Annotated in this window: 17 protein-coding genes and 1 tRNA gene; 10 read left to right on the forward strand and 8 right to left on the reverse strand. The window is 65.3% G+C overall.

Features of this window, described 5'->3' with window-relative positions; all coding sequences use genetic code 11:
* Positions 1-24: 24 nt before the first annotated feature.
* Complete coding sequence (locus ACWPMX_RS03545) at positions 25-1,722, reverse strand: sensor histidine kinase (RefSeq protein ID WP_455698670.1); 1,698 nt, start codon at positions 1,720-1,722, stop codon at positions 25-27.
* Between the two features lie 215 nt (positions 1,723-1,937).
* Between ACWPMX_RS03545 and ACWPMX_RS03550 the strand changes: the two genes are divergently transcribed.
* Positions 1,938-2,405 carry an Lrp/AsnC family transcriptional regulator gene (locus ACWPMX_RS03550; RefSeq protein ID WP_455698671.1) on the forward strand — a complete coding sequence of 156 codons (468 nt, stop codon included), beginning with the start codon at positions 1,938-1,940 and terminating at the stop codon, positions 2,403-2,405.
* Positions 2,406-2,407: 2 nt separating this feature from the next.
* On the forward strand, positions 2,408-2,779 hold the full coding sequence (locus ACWPMX_RS03555; RefSeq protein ID WP_455698672.1) for a hypothetical protein: 372 nt from the start codon (positions 2,408-2,410) through the stop codon (positions 2,777-2,779).
* On the opposite strand, the gene ACWPMX_RS03560 is transcribed toward ACWPMX_RS03555, so the two are convergent.
* From ACWPMX_RS03560 to aroQ, 4 genes are all read right to left on the reverse strand, one after another.
* A complete protein-coding gene (locus tag ACWPMX_RS03560; RefSeq protein ID WP_455698673.1) occupies positions 2,766-4,154 on the reverse strand; it encodes an arginine deiminase family protein in 1,389 nt (462 codons plus the stop codon). The two genes, ACWPMX_RS03555 and ACWPMX_RS03560, sit on opposite strands and share 14 nt — an antisense overlap.
* Positions 4,155-4,219: 65 nt before the next feature.
* The gene (gene accC / locus ACWPMX_RS03565; protein WP_455698674.1) at positions 4,220-5,569 is read right to left on the reverse strand and encodes an acetyl-CoA carboxylase biotin carboxylase subunit; all 1,350 of its coding nucleotides are present in this window, start codon (positions 5,567-5,569) and stop codon (positions 4,220-4,222) included.
* Between the two features lie 7 nt (positions 5,570-5,576).
* Positions 5,577-6,074, reverse strand: coding sequence for an acetyl-CoA carboxylase biotin carboxyl carrier protein (gene accB, locus ACWPMX_RS03570; protein ID WP_455698675.1), 498 nt, complete (start codon positions 6,072-6,074; stop codon positions 5,577-5,579).
* 68 nt (positions 6,075-6,142) lie between these two features.
* Positions 6,143-6,577: a type II 3-dehydroquinate dehydratase gene (gene aroQ, locus ACWPMX_RS03575; RefSeq protein ID WP_455698676.1), complete on the reverse strand. Its 435-nt coding sequence runs from the start codon at positions 6,575-6,577 to the stop codon at positions 6,143-6,145.
* A 113-nt stretch (positions 6,578-6,690) separates the two neighbouring features.
* Here aroQ and ACWPMX_RS03580 point away from each other — a divergent pair.
* Positions 6,691-6,765: transfer RNA gene (locus tag ACWPMX_RS03580), tRNA-Gln, on the forward strand.
* Between the two features lie 12 nt (positions 6,766-6,777).
* On the opposite strand, the gene yghU is transcribed toward ACWPMX_RS03580, so the two are convergent.
* Positions 6,778-7,656, reverse strand: a complete 879-nt coding sequence (gene yghU / locus ACWPMX_RS03585; protein ID WP_455698677.1) for a glutathione-dependent disulfide-bond oxidoreductase — start codon at positions 7,654-7,656, stop codon at positions 6,778-6,780.
* An 82-nt stretch (positions 7,657-7,738) separates the two neighbouring features.
* Between yghU and ACWPMX_RS03590 the strand changes: the two genes are divergently transcribed.
* From ACWPMX_RS03590 to ACWPMX_RS03610, 5 genes are all read left to right on the forward strand, one after another.
* The gene (locus ACWPMX_RS03590; protein WP_455698678.1) at positions 7,739-8,752 is read left to right on the forward strand and encodes a DNA topoisomerase IB; all 1,014 of its coding nucleotides are present in this window, start codon (positions 7,739-7,741) and stop codon (positions 8,750-8,752) included.
* A 37-nt stretch (positions 8,753-8,789) separates the two neighbouring features.
* On the forward strand, positions 8,790-11,093 hold the full coding sequence (locus ACWPMX_RS03595; protein ID WP_455698679.1) for an NAD(+) synthase: 2,304 nt from the start codon (positions 8,790-8,792) through the stop codon (positions 11,091-11,093).
* A 66-nt stretch (positions 11,094-11,159) separates the two neighbouring features.
* Complete coding sequence (locus tag ACWPMX_RS03600; RefSeq protein WP_455698680.1) at positions 11,160-12,206, forward strand: type III polyketide synthase; 1,047 nt, start codon at positions 11,160-11,162, stop codon at positions 12,204-12,206.
* Positions 12,199-12,885, forward strand: a complete 687-nt coding sequence (locus ACWPMX_RS03605; RefSeq protein ID WP_455698681.1) for a methyltransferase domain-containing protein — start codon at positions 12,199-12,201, stop codon at positions 12,883-12,885. Before ACWPMX_RS03600 ends, ACWPMX_RS03605 begins: the two co-directional genes overlap by 8 nt.
* A gap of 11 nt (positions 12,886-12,896) precedes the next feature.
* Positions 12,897-13,949: an NAD(P)/FAD-dependent oxidoreductase gene (locus ACWPMX_RS03610; RefSeq protein WP_455700719.1), complete on the forward strand. Its 1,053-nt coding sequence runs from the start codon at positions 12,897-12,899 to the stop codon at positions 13,947-13,949.
* Here the strand turns inward: ACWPMX_RS03610 and ACWPMX_RS03615 are convergent.
* On the reverse strand, positions 13,946-15,061 hold the full coding sequence (locus ACWPMX_RS03615; RefSeq protein WP_455698682.1) for a branched-chain amino acid aminotransferase: 1,116 nt from the start codon (positions 15,059-15,061) through the stop codon (positions 13,946-13,948). The genes ACWPMX_RS03610 and ACWPMX_RS03615 overlap by 4 nt on opposite strands.
* 543 nt (positions 15,062-15,604) lie before the next feature.
* Between ACWPMX_RS03615 and ACWPMX_RS03620 the strand changes: the two genes are divergently transcribed.
* Positions 15,605-16,906, forward strand: a complete 1,302-nt coding sequence (locus tag ACWPMX_RS03620; RefSeq protein WP_455698683.1) for a tyrosine-type recombinase/integrase — start codon at positions 15,605-15,607, stop codon at positions 16,904-16,906.
* A gap of 65 nt (positions 16,907-16,971) precedes the next feature.
* Entirely contained in the window at positions 16,972-17,238 is a 267-nt protein-coding gene (locus tag ACWPMX_RS03625) for a hypothetical protein (RefSeq protein ID WP_455698684.1), read from the forward strand.
* Here ACWPMX_RS03625 and ACWPMX_RS03630 read toward each other — a convergent pair.
* The gene (locus ACWPMX_RS03630; RefSeq protein WP_455698685.1) at positions 17,231-17,809 is read right to left on the reverse strand and encodes a hypothetical protein; all 579 of its coding nucleotides are present in this window, start codon (positions 17,807-17,809) and stop codon (positions 17,231-17,233) included. The two genes, ACWPMX_RS03625 and ACWPMX_RS03630, sit on opposite strands and share 8 nt — an antisense overlap.
* Positions 17,810-18,237: the final 428 nt, after the last annotated feature.

Consider the following 18,237-nt stretch of genomic DNA (forward strand, 5'->3'; position numbering starts at 1 on the left):
AACGCCTGCCAGATCGCCCGCCCGTTACCCGTGCGCGGCGTCTGCCTCGACCGGGCTAGAGTCACGCACCGACGCGGTCAAGCGGGGGAGGGTGAGGATCAGGCGGTTGTCCTCGCGCGACAGATCGCCGCCGATCGCCCGTGCTTCGGCGCGCGCCAGCCGCAGCGCGAAGCCTGCGCCGAACATGCCCGCGCTCACTGCGCCGCCGCCGGCCCGGCTGTCGGATTCGAACACCTCTTCGAGACGGGCGAGCGATTCGGGCAGCGATGCACTCATCCGCACGGCCGCGTCGTCCCGGTCGAGGTCGAGGCGGATCGTCTCGTTGGCCCCAGCCGCCCCCGTGAGCGTCGCGAGCAACCGCCAGCCGAGCGTATCGGCATCGTGCCGATCGAGCGGTACCGGGCAGTCGCCTCCTGCAGTCGTCAATTCGAACCGCGCGCCGCGCGGGCGCAGGACCTCGTCGAGCTGCGCCGCGAGCTTCGAGACCACGCGCATCCAGTCGGCATTGCCGGTCTCCAGCGTCAGCGCGCCGCTTTCCAGCCGGGCGAGCCGGTCGAGCTCGTCAAAACCAGCGAGCATCCTTGCGGCATCGCCCGCGATCGTCGCCGCCAACGCGCGGTATTCGTGCGGGGTGGGGCCGAAGAGCTGCTGCTGGATGACCTCGGCAAATCCCTGGATCGCGTTGACCGGGGTCTTCAGCTCATGGAGCAACTGACGCATCCGATCGGCTGCAGGATCTCCGGCGGAAGCGACGATTTCTGGCGGCGGCGGACGACGAAAGCGCCCGGCGTATCCCACGAAGCGACCACCCTGTTCGCTGAACCGCGGGGCCGCATCGACCGACCAGTCGCCAGCGATCGCAGGCGCGCCGGCAAGTGCCAACGAGAGGCCGCTGATCGGCTGGCGCCGCCGCGAGGCGTCGATCGCAGAGGACAGCAGCATCCCGGTCACCATCGGGGCGACCGGCGAGTCGGCCCAGTCGATCCGTCCGTCGGCATCCGTGGTGAAAGCGAAGCCCGCGACGGATTCATCGCCGACCCCGCCGCGCTCGCCGAGCGGGAGTCGCGGTGCTTCCTCGTTGCCGGGCCGTCCGGACCGGCTCTTGCGGAACGCTTCGATCCGGCGAACCAGCGCGGCGATCTCGGTGTCGTCGGGCTCGACCGCGACGTTCGCTAGATCGTCGTCGTCATCGGCCAGGTCGTTGGCCGGAATCGGACGGCGCGGGAGCGGAACCTCGACCGCGAGTTCGAGCGGTTCGCTTGCCGCCGCCCGGGTGTCCTCAGGTCGTGGCAGTCCGCGGTCACGAATGCCGAGGCGCTCGAGCAAGTCCTGGGTGGGAGCGGGCAGGTCGCGGCGCAGGCGCAGGAAGCCGCGCGCGCGGATCGGCAGTCGCGGGACCAGCGCGTCCCAATCGTCTGCATCGAGATGCGCCACCCCGAGTGCGGCCGCAGCCACTTCGGGCTCGTCCTCGGCCAGGTGCAGCGCCAGTTCGGGATTGCGGAAGCGCAAGCCGGGTTCGCGGATCATCGCCGCGCGCTCGGGCGCGGGAAGCGACTCGCCGAGTGCGGCCAATCGCAGCCATGCCGCCGCGAGCAAGCTTTCGTCGCGCCCGTGCCGGTGGCTGCCGAGAAGGTCGAGCAACTGCCGGAACTGGGTACGCGCCGCGCGCTCGCCCGCAGCGCGGTGGCGCATTACGGTGGCTAGGCGGTCGTCGAAATGCATGGCGCTCCGAATGTGGCGATGCGGACCTGAACGGGAAAGGGCCGACCGCGGTGGATTGCGCTATCATGCACATCGGCGTGCGGCACCGCCTCTCCTGCGTGCGTTGCAAAGCGGGACAATTGCTGGCAACACTAATAAAATTATCCGGCAGCGCGATTCCGTGCTGCTTTCGTTGCCCGACGAATGGGTCGGGCGGGCAGGCCCAGGGGCGCGGTATGGCCAATCTCGATAACATCGACCGCAAGTTGCTGGCGGAACTCCAGGCCGAAGGCCGGGTGACAAACGTTGAACTCGCCAGCCGTGTCGGCCTCACCGCGCCGCCATGCCTGCGCCGTGTGCGCGCACTCGAGGAAGACGGCGTGATCCGCGGCTATCATGCCGATCTCGACCCGTCGAAGCTCGGCTTCGCCATCACCGTCTTCGCCATGGTCAGCCTCAAGAGCCAGGCCGAATCAGCCCTGCGCGAGTTCGAGGATCACATGAAGGCGCTGCCCGAAGTGCGCGAGTGCCACATGCTCAACGGCGAGATCGACTTCATCCTCAAGATCGTCAGCCAGGATTTGCAGAGCTTCCAGGAATTCCTCACGAGCAAGCTGACCCCGGCACCCAATGTCGACAGCGTGAAGACGTCGCTGACGATCCGCACCGCCAAGCACGAACCGGGCGTCCCGCTGGAGCAATAGGGGTGCCGGACTGGATTGCGACCATGCTGGTGATGGTGGGCGCGCTCGGCTTGCAGGTCGCGCACACGGTGTGGACCGATCGTCGGTTGCCCAAAAATCTGCACAAGCTGCCCTTGTGTTTTCAATCATGGCCGCAGCCGACCCGGCTGACGAGGCGCCGCGAAAGCCTCTGGTTCTTTGCCTGCCTGTTCGCCTTGATCCTGGTGATGACCGGATGGACGCTGACCGAGCCCGGTCGGCCCCTGCTTCCCGCCGCGATCATCGTCGCAGTGATCTTCACCGCGCTTCATACCGCGTGGATGATCCGCCTGCGGTTGTGGGCCAGGACCAACTCCAGTCGCCGCGCGGCCAGCGTGCAGGTCAACTCCGGCTGAGCGGCTGGGTCAGGCAGTGCGGACCGCCGTGCCACGCCCACAGGTCGCGGCCCGGGAACGTGTCGACCGCGATGCCGTCGGACTCGATCGCCGCCTTCGTCGCCGGATTGCCGCTGTAGGCGATCACCCGTCCCGGTACCGCCTGCACGACGTTGGCCGCCTGACGCCGGATTTCCGGGTAAGTGGTGGCCATGAACCGCGCGAAGGCTTCCTCGTTGCCGGCGGGCCGGACACCGCCGACCCAGGTGAGCTTCCACTTGAGGCGGCGCAGGTGGTCCACGAGCTTGCCCTCGACCTTTTCCTCCTTGCCGGTGCCTGCGCGGAACAGCTTGAGCGTGCCGAACCCCTTGAGCATCGCGAGCGCGGCATCGGCGTCGTCCGCGGGCAGTCGCGTGTCGGCCCGTGCCCCGCGAATGAACTGCACCATCGGGCCCGACTCGGCGAAGGCGGCCTCCAACAGGTAGGGCACGGTCAGCCCATGGCGCGGGGCGATCTGGGTGAAGTAGGTGTCGAGGTGGAGCAGCAGCAGCTTGAGTTCGAACGCGGGCACGGGCTGGCCGGGCTGGCTCGTCGCGAGATATTCGCGCTCGACCGTCTGCACCGCGAGGACATCCATGCCCAATCGCCTGGCGAGGACCGGGGCGATGCGGGGATCGGTGCGGTTGCCTGTGCCGAGGAACATCAGGTTGCGATCGACCATCATGGCGTCGCCGCCTTCGATGATCATCCCTTCCTCGACCGCGTCGAACGCGATCGGAACGTCCCTCAATTGCGGCGAATGCGCGTACACGAAGCGCAGCAGCATGTTCTCGCGCCGGCGCCGCTGCGAAACCGAGTTGCAGATGACGAGGCCCTTGGGCGTCATGAACGCCGAATCGCGCGTCCACATCGTCGCCACCGTGCTGTTCTGGGCGTGGCGATAGGACCCGTCGGCGCCGAGCGCGAAGCGCAACGCGGGGTCGCGGCCGAGGATCTGGTCCGCCGTAACCTCCGCTGCCCGCGCGCCGAGCCGGGGAAATGCCTCGTCGACCCAAGCCGCGAGGACGCCCGAAGCGCGCGTCGCGTCCATCGCACTCGCCAGGGCGTCGCGCAGCTCGATCACTTCGGCGCCCGAGGCGCGCAGGATCGCATTGAGGCCCGCGTGCTGGCTCGCTGCCGCGGCGGTATCCGCTTCGGCATCGGGCAGGATCGCGTCACCGAGAACGTCGACTGGATGATCGCTTTCGAGGAAGCTATGGACGAGGACGCGATTGAGCTTGCCGATGTCCGAGGTGAGCGGCGCACCACCGGACGCCTGCGCCAATGCCAGATTCGGTGCCAAAGCCGCCGCGAACGCAGCAAGGCCGCCACCGTTGAATGCCCGCCGGTCGATCATCGATTGTCCCCCACTGCCCAAGCGGGATGCAATCACGAAAGCCGATCAAACGCAACGACCTGTTGTCAGGCCCCGCGCTCCTTCAGCCATTCTTCCAGCCACTTGATCGAGTAGTCGCCGCTCAGCACATCGGGCTGGCGGAGCAGTTCCTGGTGCAGCGGGATGCTGGTCTTCACCCCGTCGACAACCATTTCCTCGAGAGCGCGGCGCAGGCGCATGATGCAACCTTCGCGCGTACGGCCATAGACGATCAGCTTGGCGATCATGCTGTCGTAGTAAGGCGGAATCTTGTAGCCTGCGTAGAGCCCACTATCGACGCGAACGTGCATGCCGCCCGAAGCGTGATAGGCCTTCACGAGGCCGGGCGAAGGGGCGAATGTCCACGGATCCTCCGCGTTGATGCGGCACTCGATCGCGTGGCCCTTGAACTCGATTTCGTCCTGCGTGACCGACAGCGGCTTGCCGTCAGCAACGCGGATCTGTTCGCGGACGAGATCGAGGCCGGTAATCGCCTCGGTCACCGGATGCTCCACCTGCAGACGGGTGTTCATCTCGATGAAGTAGAACTCGCCGTTCTCCCACAGAAACTCGATCGTGCCCGCGCCGCGATAACCCATATCGGCCATCGCAGACGCGCAGATCTCGCCCATCCGCGCGCGTTCCTCGATGGTGATGACGGGTGAGGGGGCTTCCTCGAGCACCTTCTGATGGCGACGCTGAAGCGAGCAGTCGCGTTCGCCGAGGTGGATCGCGTTGCCGTTACCGTCGCCGAAGATCTGGAACTCGATGTGGCGCGGGTTGCCGAGGTATTTCTCGATGTAGACGGTAGCGTCACCGAACGCGGCCTTGGCTTCGCTTCCGGCCTGCTTCATCAAGGTGTCGAGCTGGTCTTCGGCCTCGCAGACCTTCATGCCGCGGCCGCCGCCGCCGCTCGCGGCCTTGATGATGACCGGGTAGCCGATCTCGGCGGCGATCTTCCTGGCTTCGTCGACTTCGCTCACCGCGCCGTCGCTGCCCGGCACCAGCGGCAGGCCGAGCTTGCCCGCGGTGCGCTTGGCCTCGACCTTGTCGCCCATCGTGACGATGTGTTCTGGCTTGGGGCCGATCCAGGTGATCCCGTGGGCCTCGACGATCTCGGCGAACTTGGCGTTCTCGGACAGGAAGCCATAGCCCGGGTGGATCGCATCGGCGTGGGATACTTCCGCCGCAGAGATGATCGCCGCGACGTTGAGGTAGCTGTCGGCCGCGCTCGGCGGACCGATGCAGACCGCATGGTCGGCGAGGCGCACATGCATCGCATCGGCATCTGCCGTCGAGTGCACCGCGACCGTCTCGATCCCCATTTCGTGCGCCGCGCGGTGGATGCGCAGTGCGATTTCGCCGCGGTTGGCGATCAGGATGCGTTGGATGGCCATGCGCCGCTTAGCCGATGACGACGAGGGGCTGGTCGTATTCGACCGGCTGGGCGTTCTCGACGAGGATTGCCTTGACCGTGCCTGCCTTGTCGGCGGTGATCGTGTTCATGACCTTCATCGCTTCGATGATCACGAGCGTATCGCCCTGCTTGACGGTCGATCCGACCGCCACGAACGGCGCGGCGCCGGGCTCGGCGGAAAGATAGACGGTGCCGACCATCGGCGACTTGATGGCCCCGGCGGTATCGGCAGGCGCGTCCGCGGCGGCAGCAGCCGGAGCGGAAGCGGCCGAGGCCGAGGCGGCGGGAACGGCAGTCGGCGCGGCCATCATGGCGGGTGCCGCCATCGTGACGCCGCCGCGCGCCACGCGCACCTTGCGGTCGCCGTCCTCGACTTCGATCTCGGTCAGTCCGGTTTCGGCCAGGAGTTCTGCGAGTTCGCGGACGAGTGCGGTATCGACGTTCATGCCCGAGCTACGCCCGGCAGCGCCCTTGGTATCGGCCATTATCTGCCTCTTGGTTTCAGAAGCGACCGCCTATGCGCGGGCTGCGCCGGGCTTGCAACCCCGCGCGCCTAGAGCGCGGCGGCCTTTTCCAGCGCCACGACGTAGCTTTGCGGGCCCAATCCTTTGACCTCGTCCACCGCGGCCATGCCGACGTAGGACAGGTGGCGAAAGTCCTCACGCGAATGCGGATCCGAGAGGTGGACCTCGATCACCGGAACCTGGCAGGCCTTGATCGCGTCGAGGATCGCGATCGAGGTGTGCGTATAGGCGCCCGCGTTGAGCAGGACCGCCTTTGCCCCTTCGGCGCGCGCCTCGTGGAGCCAGTCGATCAGGTGGCCTTCGTGGTTGGACTGGCGCACATCGACCTCCAGCCCCAGTTCGAGCGCGCGGTCTTCGAGCATTCCGGCGATATCGTCGAGGGTCGCCGAGCCGTAGATTTCCGGTTCGCGCGAGCCGAGGAGGTTCAGGTTGGGGCCGTTGAGGACGTAGACGAGGTTGCTCATGTCCCGCCGCTTAGCGCCGCGCGCATCGCCGGGAAAGTGCGCCGTCCGTCGGCGTGAAAATCCCGGGGCCTCTTTCCTATCGCGGATTGCTCGCTATAGGGGCGCGGCGCTGCTGGGGCGTCGCCAAGTGGTAAGGCACCGGTTTTTGGTACCGGCATTCGCAGGTTCGAATCCTGCCGCCCCAGCCAGCGGCTTTCGCCTCAGGCAGGCTGCAGCGACTTCCATTCCACCTTGTCGAGCACCGACGGATCCTCGAGCCGATCGAAATCGGCCGCCGAGTGTCGTTCGGCCATCCTCGCGGTGTTCACGATGCGGCCGCGGCGTAACGCCGGGCGGTCCTCCAGCGTGCGAACCCAGCGGGCGACGTTGGTGTATTCGTGCATCGACAGGAACGTCGCCGCGTCGTTGTAGGCATCGCCTCGCACCAGCGCGCCGAACCAGCCGTAGGCCGCGACGTCGGCGATCGAGTAGTCGCCTCCCGCCAGGTACTCGGTTTCGCCCAGACGGTTGTCGGCGACCGAGAAAATGCGCTTGGTTTCCATCGCATAACGGTCGATCGGGTACTCGAACTTCTCGGGCGCGTAGGCATAAAAATGGCCGAACCCGCCGCCGATGAACGGCGCGCTGCCCATTTGCCACATCAGCCAGCTGAAAACTTCTGCGCGGGAAGGATTTTCGCGCGGCAGAAGGAAATCGAACTTCTCGGCAAGGTGCAGCAGGATCGCGCCGCTTTCGAACACGCGGAACGGATCGGAGCCGCTGCGATCCTCCAGCGCGGGAATCTTGCTGTTGGGGTTGAGCGCGACGAAGCCGCTGCCGAACTGGTCACCTTCGCCGATGTTGATCTTCCACGCATCGTATTCGGCGGCGTGCCCTGCGGCGAGCAGTTCCTCGAACATGATGGTGACCTTCTGCCCGTTCGGAGTGCCGAGCGAATAGAGCTGGAAGGGGTGTTCGCCGACCGGAAGCGCCTTGTCGATGCGTGCCCCGGCGGTCGGCCGGTTGATGCTCGCGAACTGGCCGCCGTTTGCCTTGTCGTGGGTCCAGACCTTGGGCGGGGTGTATGTGGCGTCGGGCATCGCAAAGGCTCCTTGTTGCTCTCGCGGGCGATGTGGGAGGGCAGTCGAGGAACCGCAACCGGCAGCGCGCCGTTGCGGGACCATGGTCGCCTCATCCAAGCTCATCTATGTCGACGACGACATGCCCGGCATCACCCGCAAGCGGAGCGGCAAGAGCTGGGCCTACTTCGATCCCAAAGGCAACCGCATCACCGACCCCGACGAGCGCGACCGTCTGAACCGCGTGGCGCTGCCGCCGGCCTACGTCGACGCGTGGTTCTGCCCTGCGCCGAACGGGCACATCCTCGCCACCGGAATCGATGCCAAGGGCCGCAAGCAATACCGCTATCACCCCGATTTCCGCACCGCGCGCGAGAGCGAGAAGTTCGACGGCTGCCAGAGCTTCGGCCGGCTGCTGCCGCTCGTCCGCAAGCGGGTGGAGAGCGACCTCAAAGCGCGCAAGCTTACTCGCGAGCGCGCCATCGCGAGCGTCGTGCGGCTGCTCGATCTCGGCGCGATCAGGGTGGGGAACGATGCCTATGCCAAGGCGAACAAGAGCTTCGGGGCGACCACTTTGCGGCAGAAGCACGCCGTGGTGAAAGGACAGACCCTGCGCCTCAAGTTCAAGGGCAAGCACGGCATCGAGAAGGAGGTCGTGCTGTCCGACCGCAGCCTCAGCCGCGTGGTGCGCGCGATGCAGGACCTGCCGGGCCAGCGCCTGTTCCAGTACGAGGACGAGGACGGCGAACTGCATTCGGTCGGCTCGGCCGACGTCAACGAGTACCTCTGCGAAACGATGGGCGAGCACTACACCGCCAAGAGCTTTCGCACCTGGCACGCAAGCGTGCTGGCGCTGAAAGTGCTGGCCGAGTCGAGCGGGCAGCTGACGCTCAAGATGCTGCTGCAGGAGGTCGCGGACCATCTTGGAAACACGCCCGCGGTCACGCGCCGCAGTTACGTCCACCCGGCGGTGATCGCGCTGGTCGATCGCCAGCAGAAATGGCGCGACACGCTGGCGATGCCGCGCGCGACCCGCTGGCTAACCCGTGAAGAGCGCGCGCTGATCGATCTGCTCGAGGAGGCGCCGAGCGCGAAGAAGCTGCTCGCGGTAGCGTGAGCTTGCGGTATATATCCTTTTAGGATACCCGTCGCGCATGAGTCTTGCAGGTCAGAAGATCAGGGCATGGCGCGAATCGCGCGGCCTCAGCGCGGGCGAGTTCGGCGAACAATACGGGGTTCCGCATCCGTGGCCGAGCCGAACGGTGTATGGCTGGGAAGCGAAGGGCAAGATCCCGCGTCCGCCGGTCCAGCGGCGTCTGGCCGATCTCGGCATTTGTGCGCCCGGCGACTGGCTGTTGCCTGCCGCGGCTCAGTCGGAGGATGAGGGGCGTTCAAGGGGGGGCGCCGGCTCGCATCCCTTCTATTCCCTGCATTCGCACGGACTTGTCCGTGTTGCCGCGAGCACGCCGCAGGTCCGTACTGCGGACGTGGCATTCAATTGCGAGGGGGTGATAGTGGAGGCCAAGCGGGCCCACGCGGCGCACGTCGATCTGCTGGTCTATCCCGAACTCAGCGTGTCGTCCTACGCGATCGACGACCTGCACCTGCAGATTGCGATGCTCGATGCGGTCGAGGCTGCGGTGGGCGAGATCGCCGCCGCCAGCCGCGACCTTTGTCCGCTGCTCCTGATTGGTGCGCCGCTCCGACACAACGGGCGCATCTACAACTGCGCGCTTGCGATCCACCGCGGCAAGTTGCTCGGAGTGATCCCTAAAAGCTACCTGCCGAACTACCGGGAGTATTACGAAAAGCGCTGGTTCGCCAACGGCCGCTTGATCCAGGGAATAGAGATCGCGGTTGGCGGCACGGTCGTGCCGTTCGGGACCGACCTCATTTTCGCAGCGGAGGAACTGCCGGGTTTCAGGGTGGGAGCGGAAATCTGCGAAGATTACTGGTCGCCGATCCCGCCCTCGACGTACGCGGCGCTGGCGGGGGCGACGATCCTAGCGAACCTGTCGGCCTCGCCCATAACGATCGGCAAGGCGGACGAGCGCCACATGCTCAGTCGCGCGCAATCTAGTCGTGCGGTCGCCGCTTACATCTATTCCGCCTCGGGCCACGGAGAGAGCACCACCGACCTCGCATGGGACGGGCAGGGGATGATCTACGAACTCGGCGACCTCCTGGCCGAGAGCGAACGGTTCTCCCTCCAGCCCGAACTGTGTATCGCCGACGTCGATTGCGACCGCATCCTGTCCGAGCGGATGCGGATGCAGACCTTCAATGACGCGGCCGAGGAAGCGGGGCGTCCCGAGGACTCCTACCGCGTGATCACATTCGCCCACCGGCCAACGTTGGCAGATCATGGCCTCGTGCGCCCGGTGCGGCGCTTCCCATTCGTGCCGAACCGCCCCGAAAAGCTCGACGAAGATTGCTACGAGGCGTTCAACATCCAGGTCGACGGCCTCATGCGGCGGATCGAATCGACGAAGCCCAGAAGCCTCGTCATCGGCGTGTCGGGCGGGCTCGACAGCACCCACGCGCTGATCGTCGCCGCCAAGGCCTGCGACCGGCTGACGCTGCCGCGCACCACGATCCGCGGCTACACGATGCCCGGTTTTGCCACGTCGGACGGCACGAAGTCGAACGCGTGGCGGCTGATGAAAGCGCTTGGCATCACCGCTGACGAGATCGACATCCGTCCCGCCGCGACGCGGATGCTGCAGGACATCGGCCATGCCTTCGCCAAGGGTGAACCGGTCCACGACGTGACTTTCGAGAACGTGCAGGCGGGCCTGCGGACCGACTACCTGTTCCGGCTCGCGGGGCAGCACGGCGGCTTCGTGATCGGCACCGGCGATCTCAGCGAGCTGGCGCTCGGCTGGTGCACCTACGGCGTGGGCGACCAGATGAGTCACTACGGCGTCAATTCGGGTGTGCCCAAGACGCTGATCCAGTACCTCATTCGCTGGGCGACGCGGACCGACCAGTTCGACCCCACGACCGACGCTGTGCTTGAGGATATCGTCGGCACCGAGATCAGCCCCGAACTCGTCCCGCCCGGTGCCGATGGCGCGATCCAGTCGACCGAGAGCATCATCGGGCCTTACGAGCTCAACGACTTCTTCATCCACCATACGATCCGCTGGGGACAGAAGCCGTCGAAGGTGGCGTTTCTCGCATACCACGCGTGGCGCGATGCGGCGCGCGGTCGCTGGCCGATGGGCTTTCCCGATGATGCGAAGCACAAATACGAGCTGGCGACGATCCGGCACTGGCTGGAGAACTTCCTCCGCCGCTTCTTCGGTTTCAGCCAATTCAAGCGCAGCGCATTGCCCAACGGGCCCAAGGTCAGCGCGGGCGGTGCGGTGAGCCCGCGCGGCGACTGGCGCGCGCCGTCCGATGCGGTGGCCGATGTCTGGCTCGCGGAGCTTCTCGCGAACGTGCCCGAAGGCTAGACTCGCGGGAGCGAATGGGCGCATCATCCGTTGCACCGGGAAACCAATAACGGAACCGCGCCCTTCATGCCTCGCATCACCGCGATCGCCACGGCGGTCCCCGATCTGGATTTCGAATCAGATTACCGCCGCTGGGCGCTCGGCCGACTGGGGGAAGGGCGCGAGGCGAAGCTCTACGAGCGCATGGCCGCCCGCTCGGGCATCGAGCACCGCTGGTCGGTTCTCGCCGAGGAGGACGCCCGGCTCGGCGAGGGCGTGGGCTTCTACGGCGGCGATGCGCCGAGCACCGCGGCGCGCATGGCGATCTATGCGCGCGAGGCGCCCGAACTGGCATTGAAGGCTGTCGCAGGTCTGCCCCACCTTGGCGATCCGACCCACATCGTGGTGGCGAGTTGCACCGGCTTCGTCGCACCCGGGATCGACCAGATTATCGCGCGGCGGCTGGGCCTTGGCGACGACGTCGAGAGGGTGCTGGTCGGGTTCATGGGGTGCTACGCTGCGGTCACTGCACTGCGCACCGCGCGGCATATCGTGCGCTCAGAACCGGGCGCGCGGGTGCTCGTGGTAACGGTCGAGCTGTCGAGCCTTCACCATCAGGACGAAGTCGCGATCGAACCGCTGTTGATGGGCGCGCAATTCGGCGACGGTGCCGCCGCCGCCATCGTTACCGATTGTGAGGCGGGGCTCGAACTGGGCGAGGGCATCTCCGCCGCACTCGAGGACAGCGAGGAACTGATCACCTGGCGCATCGGCGACACCGGATTTCACATGCGCCTGTCGGGCGAAGTGCCGGGGCGCATCGCCGCCGCACTTGCCGAGCCTGCGGTGCAGGCGCGCATAACCGGCGGCCGTGCGCCCGAGGAGATCGCGGCGTGGGCAGTCCACGCGGGAGGGCGCTCGATCCTCGACGCAGTGGAAAAGGGACTGCACCTCGCCCCCACCGCTCTCGACGATTCGCGTGAAGTGCTGCGGATGTGCGGCAACATGAGTTCCTCGACACTGATGTTCGCGCTGAAGCGAATCATGCGCGGGCGGCCGGAGAGCGGGGTCGCGCTCGCGTTCGGGCCTGGCCTTGCCATGGAGGGCTTCCGCTTCGGCTGGCGCGATGCTTGAGGCGCGCGCCACTGCCGAAGAACTGATGGACGACCCGGCGCTCGACGCAGCGACCTACACCCAGGTCCTCCACGACCTCTCGCAGGTCAACACGCTGACCTTCGCCCGGCGGCCGACACTGGCGTTTCTCGAGCGCGCGATTTCGTCGCGCGACAGGTTCAACCTGCTCGATGTGGGGTTCGGCGACGGCGACATGCTCCGCGCGATCGCCCGCTGGGCGGAGCGGCGCGGGATTGCGGCAAAGCTGGTCGGCATCGATCTCAACCCGCGCAGCCAAACCGCTGCGCGCGAAGCGTCTCCCACACGTATCCCGATCGAATATCGGACCGGCGACTATGCCGATTGCGCGGGCGAGGGCTGGGATTGTGTGATTTCCAGCCTCGTCGCGCATCACATGACGCGCCCACAACTTGTCGCATTCCTGCGCTTCATGGACGCCGAGGCACGCGCAGGGTGGTTCGTCAACGACCTCCACCGCCACGGCTTCGCGTATAGTGGCTGGCCGTTGCTCGCGGGCGTGATGCGATGGCACTCGATCGTGCGGCACGACGGGCACCTGTCGATCGCGCGATCCTACCGCCCGCAGGAATGGCCGCCGCTGCTCGCCGAAGCGGGGGTCGAAGGTGCGCGAGTCAGGCGCGCATTCCCGTTCCGCCTCTGCGTCGAGAAGCTGCGCTGACCGCGCCGCTGATCCTCGGTGCGGGACCGGCGGGATCGCTCGCGGCGATCACACTCGCACGGGCCGGCGCATTGCCCACGCTGATCGACCGCGATGCCGAGGTGGGGGACGCGCTGTGCGGCGGTTTCCTCTCCTGGCGCACCGCCGAGCGCATTAGGGCGGTCGGAGTCGGGCCAATGCAACTGGGCGCGCATCCGGTCGATACGCTCGCGTTGATCGCAGGCAGCCACGAAGCGCTGGCGGCGCTTCCGTCGCCGGGATTCGGCCTGTCGCGGCACGCTCTGGATTCCGCGCTGCGCCGTCGCGCGCTCGGCGACGGGGTTCGTCTCGTCATCGATCGGGCCCGCTCGGTGCGGTCGGGGATGATCGTGGGCGAGGCCAGCGATTACCCCGCTGAGACGATATTCCTCGCCAGCGGCAAGCACGACGTGCGCGGAATGGTCCGCCCCCGCGAGGACGATGACCCGGCGCTGGGCCTGCGCATCCGCATTCCCGCACACGATCGGCTGCGCGCGCGGCTCAAGAACCGGATTGAGCTGCACCTGTTTCACGGTGGCTATGCCGGTATCGTGCTGCAGGAGGACGGCACCGCAAACGTCTGCCTCGCGCTGAGGAAGTCGCTGCTGGGCGAGGTGGGGGGCGATCCAGGCGCGTTGCTCGACAGGCTCGCGGGCGAACACCCTCGCTTCGGCGAGCGCATGGCGTTCGCGCCGTCCGGCGTTTCCGTCGATACGGTCGGGTCGGTGCCTTACGGCTGGATTGCGCGAGACACCGACGAGGGAATCTATCGCCTCGGCGACCAGGCCGCGGTCATCCCGTCGTTGGCGGGCGAGGGGATGGCGATCGCGATGGCGAGTGGAGTACTTGCAGCGGAGGTTTGGCTCGCCGGAGAAAGCGCACCGGGCTTCCAGGCACGCTTCGCGGCGCAGGCAGAGCGGCCGGTGCGGATTGCGAGCCTGATCTGGCGCTTGGCCGAAAGCGGACCGGGCGCGCGGCTACTGACCGGAGTGACGCGCGGCCTGCCATCGCTTGCCCGCGCCGCGATGGCCCTGACCCGGATCTAGAGTTTGACCACCCAGCCGTGCGGATCGGGCGCGTTGCCGCGCTGGATCGCGACGAGCTTCTCGCGCAGCTTCCCGGTCATTTGGCCAGGGCCGCCCGAGCCGATCGTGAAGCCGCCGTCGGGACCGTCTACCTTTCCGACCGGCGTGACGACAGCCGCGGTGCCGCAGGCCATCGTCTCGATCAGCCGGCCGCTCTCCGCGTCGCGCTGCCACTGGTCGATCGAGTAGCGCTCTTCGCGGATCGTCAGGCCTTCGTCCTGCAGCAATCGAATCAGGCTGTTGCGGGTGACGCCGGGCAGGATCGTGCCGCCGAGGGGGGGGGTGATCACGCTGCCGTCATCGAACACGAAGAACAGGTTCATGCCGCCCAGCTCCTCGATCCACTTGCGCTCGACCGCGTCGAGGAAGACGACCTGGTCGTGCCCCTTGGCGATGGCCTCAGCCTGCGGCACGAGGCTGGCCGCGTAATTGCCGCCGGTCTTGGCTGCGCCGGTGCCGCCCGGGGCCGCGCGCACGAAGTCGCGGCTGACCCAGATGCTCACCGCCGGGACGCCCGACTTGAAGTAGTTGCCCGCCGGGCTCGCGATGACGAGGAACTTGTATTCCTTTGCCGGACGCACCCCCAGGAACGCCTCGGACGCAAACATGAAGGGCCGCAGGTACAGCGACCCTCCTTCGACCGTCGGGAACCACTCCTTGTCCTTGAGAACGATCTGGCGGCAGGCCTCGACGAACAGCTCTTCGGGAATGCGCGGCATCGCGAGCCGGTCGGCCGACGCGTTCATGCGCGCGGCGTTGTCGTACGGCCGGAACAGCGCGAAGCTACCATCGGGATGGCGGTAGGCCTTGAGGCCTTCGAAGATCTCCTGCGCATAGTGCAGCACGGCGCAGGCAGGGTCGAGCGTCAGCGCCTCGCGCGGGCCGATCCGCGCGTCGTGCCAGCCCCGATCGGCGTGATAATCGATCGTGACCATATGATCGGTGAAGACCGATCCGAAGCCGGGGTCGGCCACAGCCTGTGCACGGGTTTCGCCGTCGACGGGCGCGGGATGGGGCAGGTGGGCGAAATCGATCGGCTTGGTCATAGGGGCGGCTTCTGCGAGCGTCGTCATTACGTCAATCCTGGAGGCAACGGTCGAGCGGCTTTGATGGAAAGTTGCGCCATAAGCAATATTTGGGACACAAAGTTTTTATGTATCCCGCAATGAGAAGGGCGGCATCTCGTGAGAGATACCGCCCTTCGCATGGTCAGCGGCCGGTTCGGCCGCCCACGAAGCCTCTATCGGCGTATCAGAAGACTACCGATAATGCTCCGCGAGGGCCGTCACCGACCTCCCTGCTGAACCATGAGACATCGGATCACCTCCTTTCGCGCTTCTAGAGCCAGACCCGCCGTTTCACTGGGGGCCGAGAGCCGCGTGGGTCGCTGGCCTCAGGTGGGAATGTGAGTCTTTCTCGCGCGCAAGACAAGACTTGTATTTTTGTTATTCACCGTCAGACTGGATGATCTTGTCTCAGTTGGGTCGAGTTGGGCTAAGATCGTTAGAAAGTAGCGATTTTTTCTGGCCCTTCTCCCAACCGTGCCCAATCAAACCTGCCGATTTTGACCGCAGATTTGACCGCAGATTGCGGTCGAGGCGATTTGGAGACGGCAGATGAGCAGGCTGAAATGGAACCACAAGTCGATCTTGGGCCACAAGGTTCAGGTCGAGACGAGTGAACGTCACCCCACGGTCGAGGGCCTTCGCCTTCGCCTGTATCCCACGGGCAAGAAAAGTTGGCAGTGGGCGCGCATGGTCGATGGGAAGCCCTATCGCAAAGCGTTGGGCCGATTCCCCGCCATTGGCCTCCCCGAGGCGCAAGCCTTGGCCGAGGAACTGAACAGCAAGGCCGAGATGGGGCTGGACCCCTTGGCCGAACCCGAGCCCGAGGAAGGGCCGAAACGGGCGACCTTTCAGGATGCTTGGGACCGTTACCATGCCGACTGCGAACGGCGCGGCGTGGCGACGACGCGGCTGCGCCAGCGCCAAGCCGAACGCTACCTTTTGCCGACCCTTGGCCCCAAGTTTCTGCGGGACATCACGCCCGACGATGTTCGGGCGGTGTCGAACCTGCCGAGGCTTCAGAACAAAAACGGGAAGGGCACGGCTGCATCCAACAAGGTTTTGGACCTTCTGAAGACCGTCCTGAAGTTCGCTCTCGACAACGGTTACGACGACTTGGTTCGCAACATGGCCTTGCCCGTGAAGCCCCTGCCGTTGATTTCCGAGCCTCCCCGCGTTCTGACCATGCGGGAGACGGCCCTGCTTATCATGGCGGCGCGCGAGTATGATCGACGGAACGCCGAGAAGGTTCGGTCACGACTGGCGAAGCATCCGACCGAAGTTATCGGGTTCAAGAACTCGAAGAGTGCGGGCCATACTTGTTGGGCCGATGTCATGACGATCTTGGTGATGAACGGGAATCGAAAGGCCGAGGTTTACGAAGCGATGGGCGACGAGTGGGATTCGGTGGCCAAGGTCTGGCGCATCCGTGCCGAGCGTTACAAGACGCGGGTCGAATGCACCTTGCCCGTTGGTCCTACGAGCGCGGCGATCTTCGACAGGCGCGCGGAGAAGGGGAAGTGGATCATTCCCGCCCAAACGGGCATCAGGAAGGGCAGCGGGGACCAGCCCCTTATCGAGATACTGCGGGCGATCATGGAAGAGATGGGCGGGGAGCCCATCCAAGTCTGGACGCCTCACGCCATCCGTTACGGTTTCCGCTCCAACATCGTGGACGAATGCGGGGTCGATTCCGAGGTCGCCGAGCGCATCATTCACCCGCACCGCAAGGGGTCACGGGACCAGCACTATCATCCTAATCGGTTCGGGAAGATGAAGGAAGCCTTGGTCCTCTGGGATGCCCGCGTGAACGAGGAAATCCGCGCGGTAATGGGTCTGACCCTCACGGCCTGAAATCGAGGCTTAAACGGCCCTCCCTGCGTCCCGTGGGTAAATACGGGGCAAGGGGAGGGTCTTTTATGTCCGTGGTGTTTGGAGTGATCTGGGCGGTGTTGTCCGCGCACAAAATCGGCAACTCGGGCGTCACCGAACGGTCCTTGAAGATGTTGACCCGCGCTGCGCGACTGACCCCCGCCTACGCTGCGGAAATCATCGGTCTCCGCGATGAACTCGCAGGTATCCAGACTGGTGTTACGGAACAGCCCACGGAAGATGACTTGCCAGAAGGTTTCGTGGTCGATGAATTGCCCGAAGGCTTCTCTCTCGATCAGCCCAAGGTCAATTGAAGGCGAAAATTGCGATTGCTCCCACGACAATCGTCCCCACTCCAAGGAGTAGAATCATGCGGTCTTCTTTCGCCTTGCGTTCGTCCACCAGACGCTCTGCCTCTTCGCGTTCAAGCCTGATTCTATAGATTTCCAATTCTTCCGAATGTGCAAAAGCGAGCGCGTCATCAAGCGTCTCGAATGTCTGCTGGCCTACGACGAAGCGGTTGAAAACGTCACTTCGCTTGATCCCGTAAGTCTCTGCCAACCAAAGCCGATAAGGGTCTTGAGTCAGGTCACGCCTGCCTGTGAAATGCGGAGGGGGTTTCGGGCCTGAGGCATCGACGCTCTGCGCTTCGCTTCCGTCTTTCCCAAAGATCATCAGAAGGACGCCAACGAGGGTCAATAACCCTGCGATGATTACGTGATTTTGCCGTCGTGCCATTAGATCAAGGTTAGCAACGTCGCCGCCGCCAATCTGACCATAACCGGGGACGTATGTCCCAACTGTCGATACCGACACGTCCATGTTGAAGGCGATAATCAAGTAGATGACGCCAGCGATCGTCACAAGGACTCCAAAGCTCTTCATCAAATCCCCCATCTCTGTTGCGGGCAGATTGCTCTGAAGTTAAGTGAGATGTCGAGGGAGGATTCAATGTTCCGATTTTTACCAGCGGTTGCACTGGCACTTACGCTGCCCGTGATACCCATAGATACTGCGTCAGCGCAGACGGCCACAGTAGGAGTGTGTGCTGATCTCGCCTCCCAATGGGATTTGGTGGAGCAGAACCTCGCAAGCTCGTTTGCTACGGGGATCACCGACAATAGTGCTCCGCGAGCTACCAATCGCGCGCTCGACGAACTTATGGGAATGACGACCGCCAACATCATCTACTCGATGATGAAGGACAATAAATGCCCACTCCCGAAAAGCCCTCCTCGCGGCAAAACCTACGCGAATGCCGCCTTAAAATGTGCGACTGATCGCATTTCGAACATTCGCGCGCCAAGCTGCGA

This window comes from Tsuneonella sp. HG094 (assembly GCF_053819285.1).

Bases quoted from the DNA above. Each gene is read 5' to 3' on its own strand.
- ACWPMX_RS03625 (WP_455698684.1), top strand. From the start codon at position 16,972: ATGTCCGTGGTGTTTGGAGTGATCTGGGCGGTGTTGTCCGCGCACAAA.
- ACWPMX_RS03595 (WP_455698679.1), top strand. From the start codon at position 8,790: ATGAGTCTTGCAGGTCAGAAGATCAGGGCATGGCGCGAATCGCGCGGC.
- ACWPMX_RS03545 (WP_455698670.1), bottom strand. From the start codon at position 1,722: ATGCATTTCGACGACCGCCTAGCCACCGTAATGCGCCACCGCGCTGCG.
- ACWPMX_RS03630 (WP_455698685.1), bottom strand. From the start codon at position 17,809: ATGAAGAGCTTTGGAGTCCTTGTGACGATCGCTGGCGTCATCTACTTG.
- yghU (WP_455698677.1), bottom strand. From the start codon at position 7,656: ATGCCCGACGCCACATACACCCCGCCCAAGGTCTGGACCCACGACAAG.
- ACWPMX_RS03600 (WP_455698680.1), top strand. From the start codon at position 11,160: ATGCCTCGCATCACCGCGATCGCCACGGCGGTCCCCGATCTGGATTTC.
- ACWPMX_RS03560 (WP_455698673.1), bottom strand. From the start codon at position 4,154: ATGATCGACCGGCGGGCATTCAACGGTGGCGGCCTTGCTGCGTTCGCG.
- ACWPMX_RS03550 (WP_455698671.1), top strand. From the start codon at position 1,938: ATGGCCAATCTCGATAACATCGACCGCAAGTTGCTGGCGGAACTCCAG.
- accC (WP_455698674.1), bottom strand. From the start codon at position 5,569: ATGGCCATCCAACGCATCCTGATCGCCAACCGCGGCGAAATCGCACTG.
- aroQ (WP_455698676.1), bottom strand. From the start codon at position 6,577: ATGAGCAACCTCGTCTACGTCCTCAACGGCCCCAACCTGAACCTCCTC.
- ACWPMX_RS03605 (WP_455698681.1), top strand. From the start codon at position 12,199: ATGCTTGAGGCGCGCGCCACTGCCGAAGAACTGATGGACGACCCGGCG.
- ACWPMX_RS03620 (WP_455698683.1), top strand. From the start codon at position 15,605: ATGAGCAGGCTGAAATGGAACCACAAGTCGATCTTGGGCCACAAGGTT.
- accB (WP_455698675.1), bottom strand. From the start codon at position 6,074: ATGGCCGATACCAAGGGCGCTGCCGGGCGTAGCTCGGGCATGAACGTC.
- ACWPMX_RS03590 (WP_455698678.1), top strand. From the start codon at position 7,739: ATGGTCGCCTCATCCAAGCTCATCTATGTCGACGACGACATGCCCGGC.
- ACWPMX_RS03615 (WP_455698682.1), bottom strand. From the start codon at position 15,061: ATGACGACGCTCGCAGAAGCCGCCCCTATGACCAAGCCGATCGATTTC.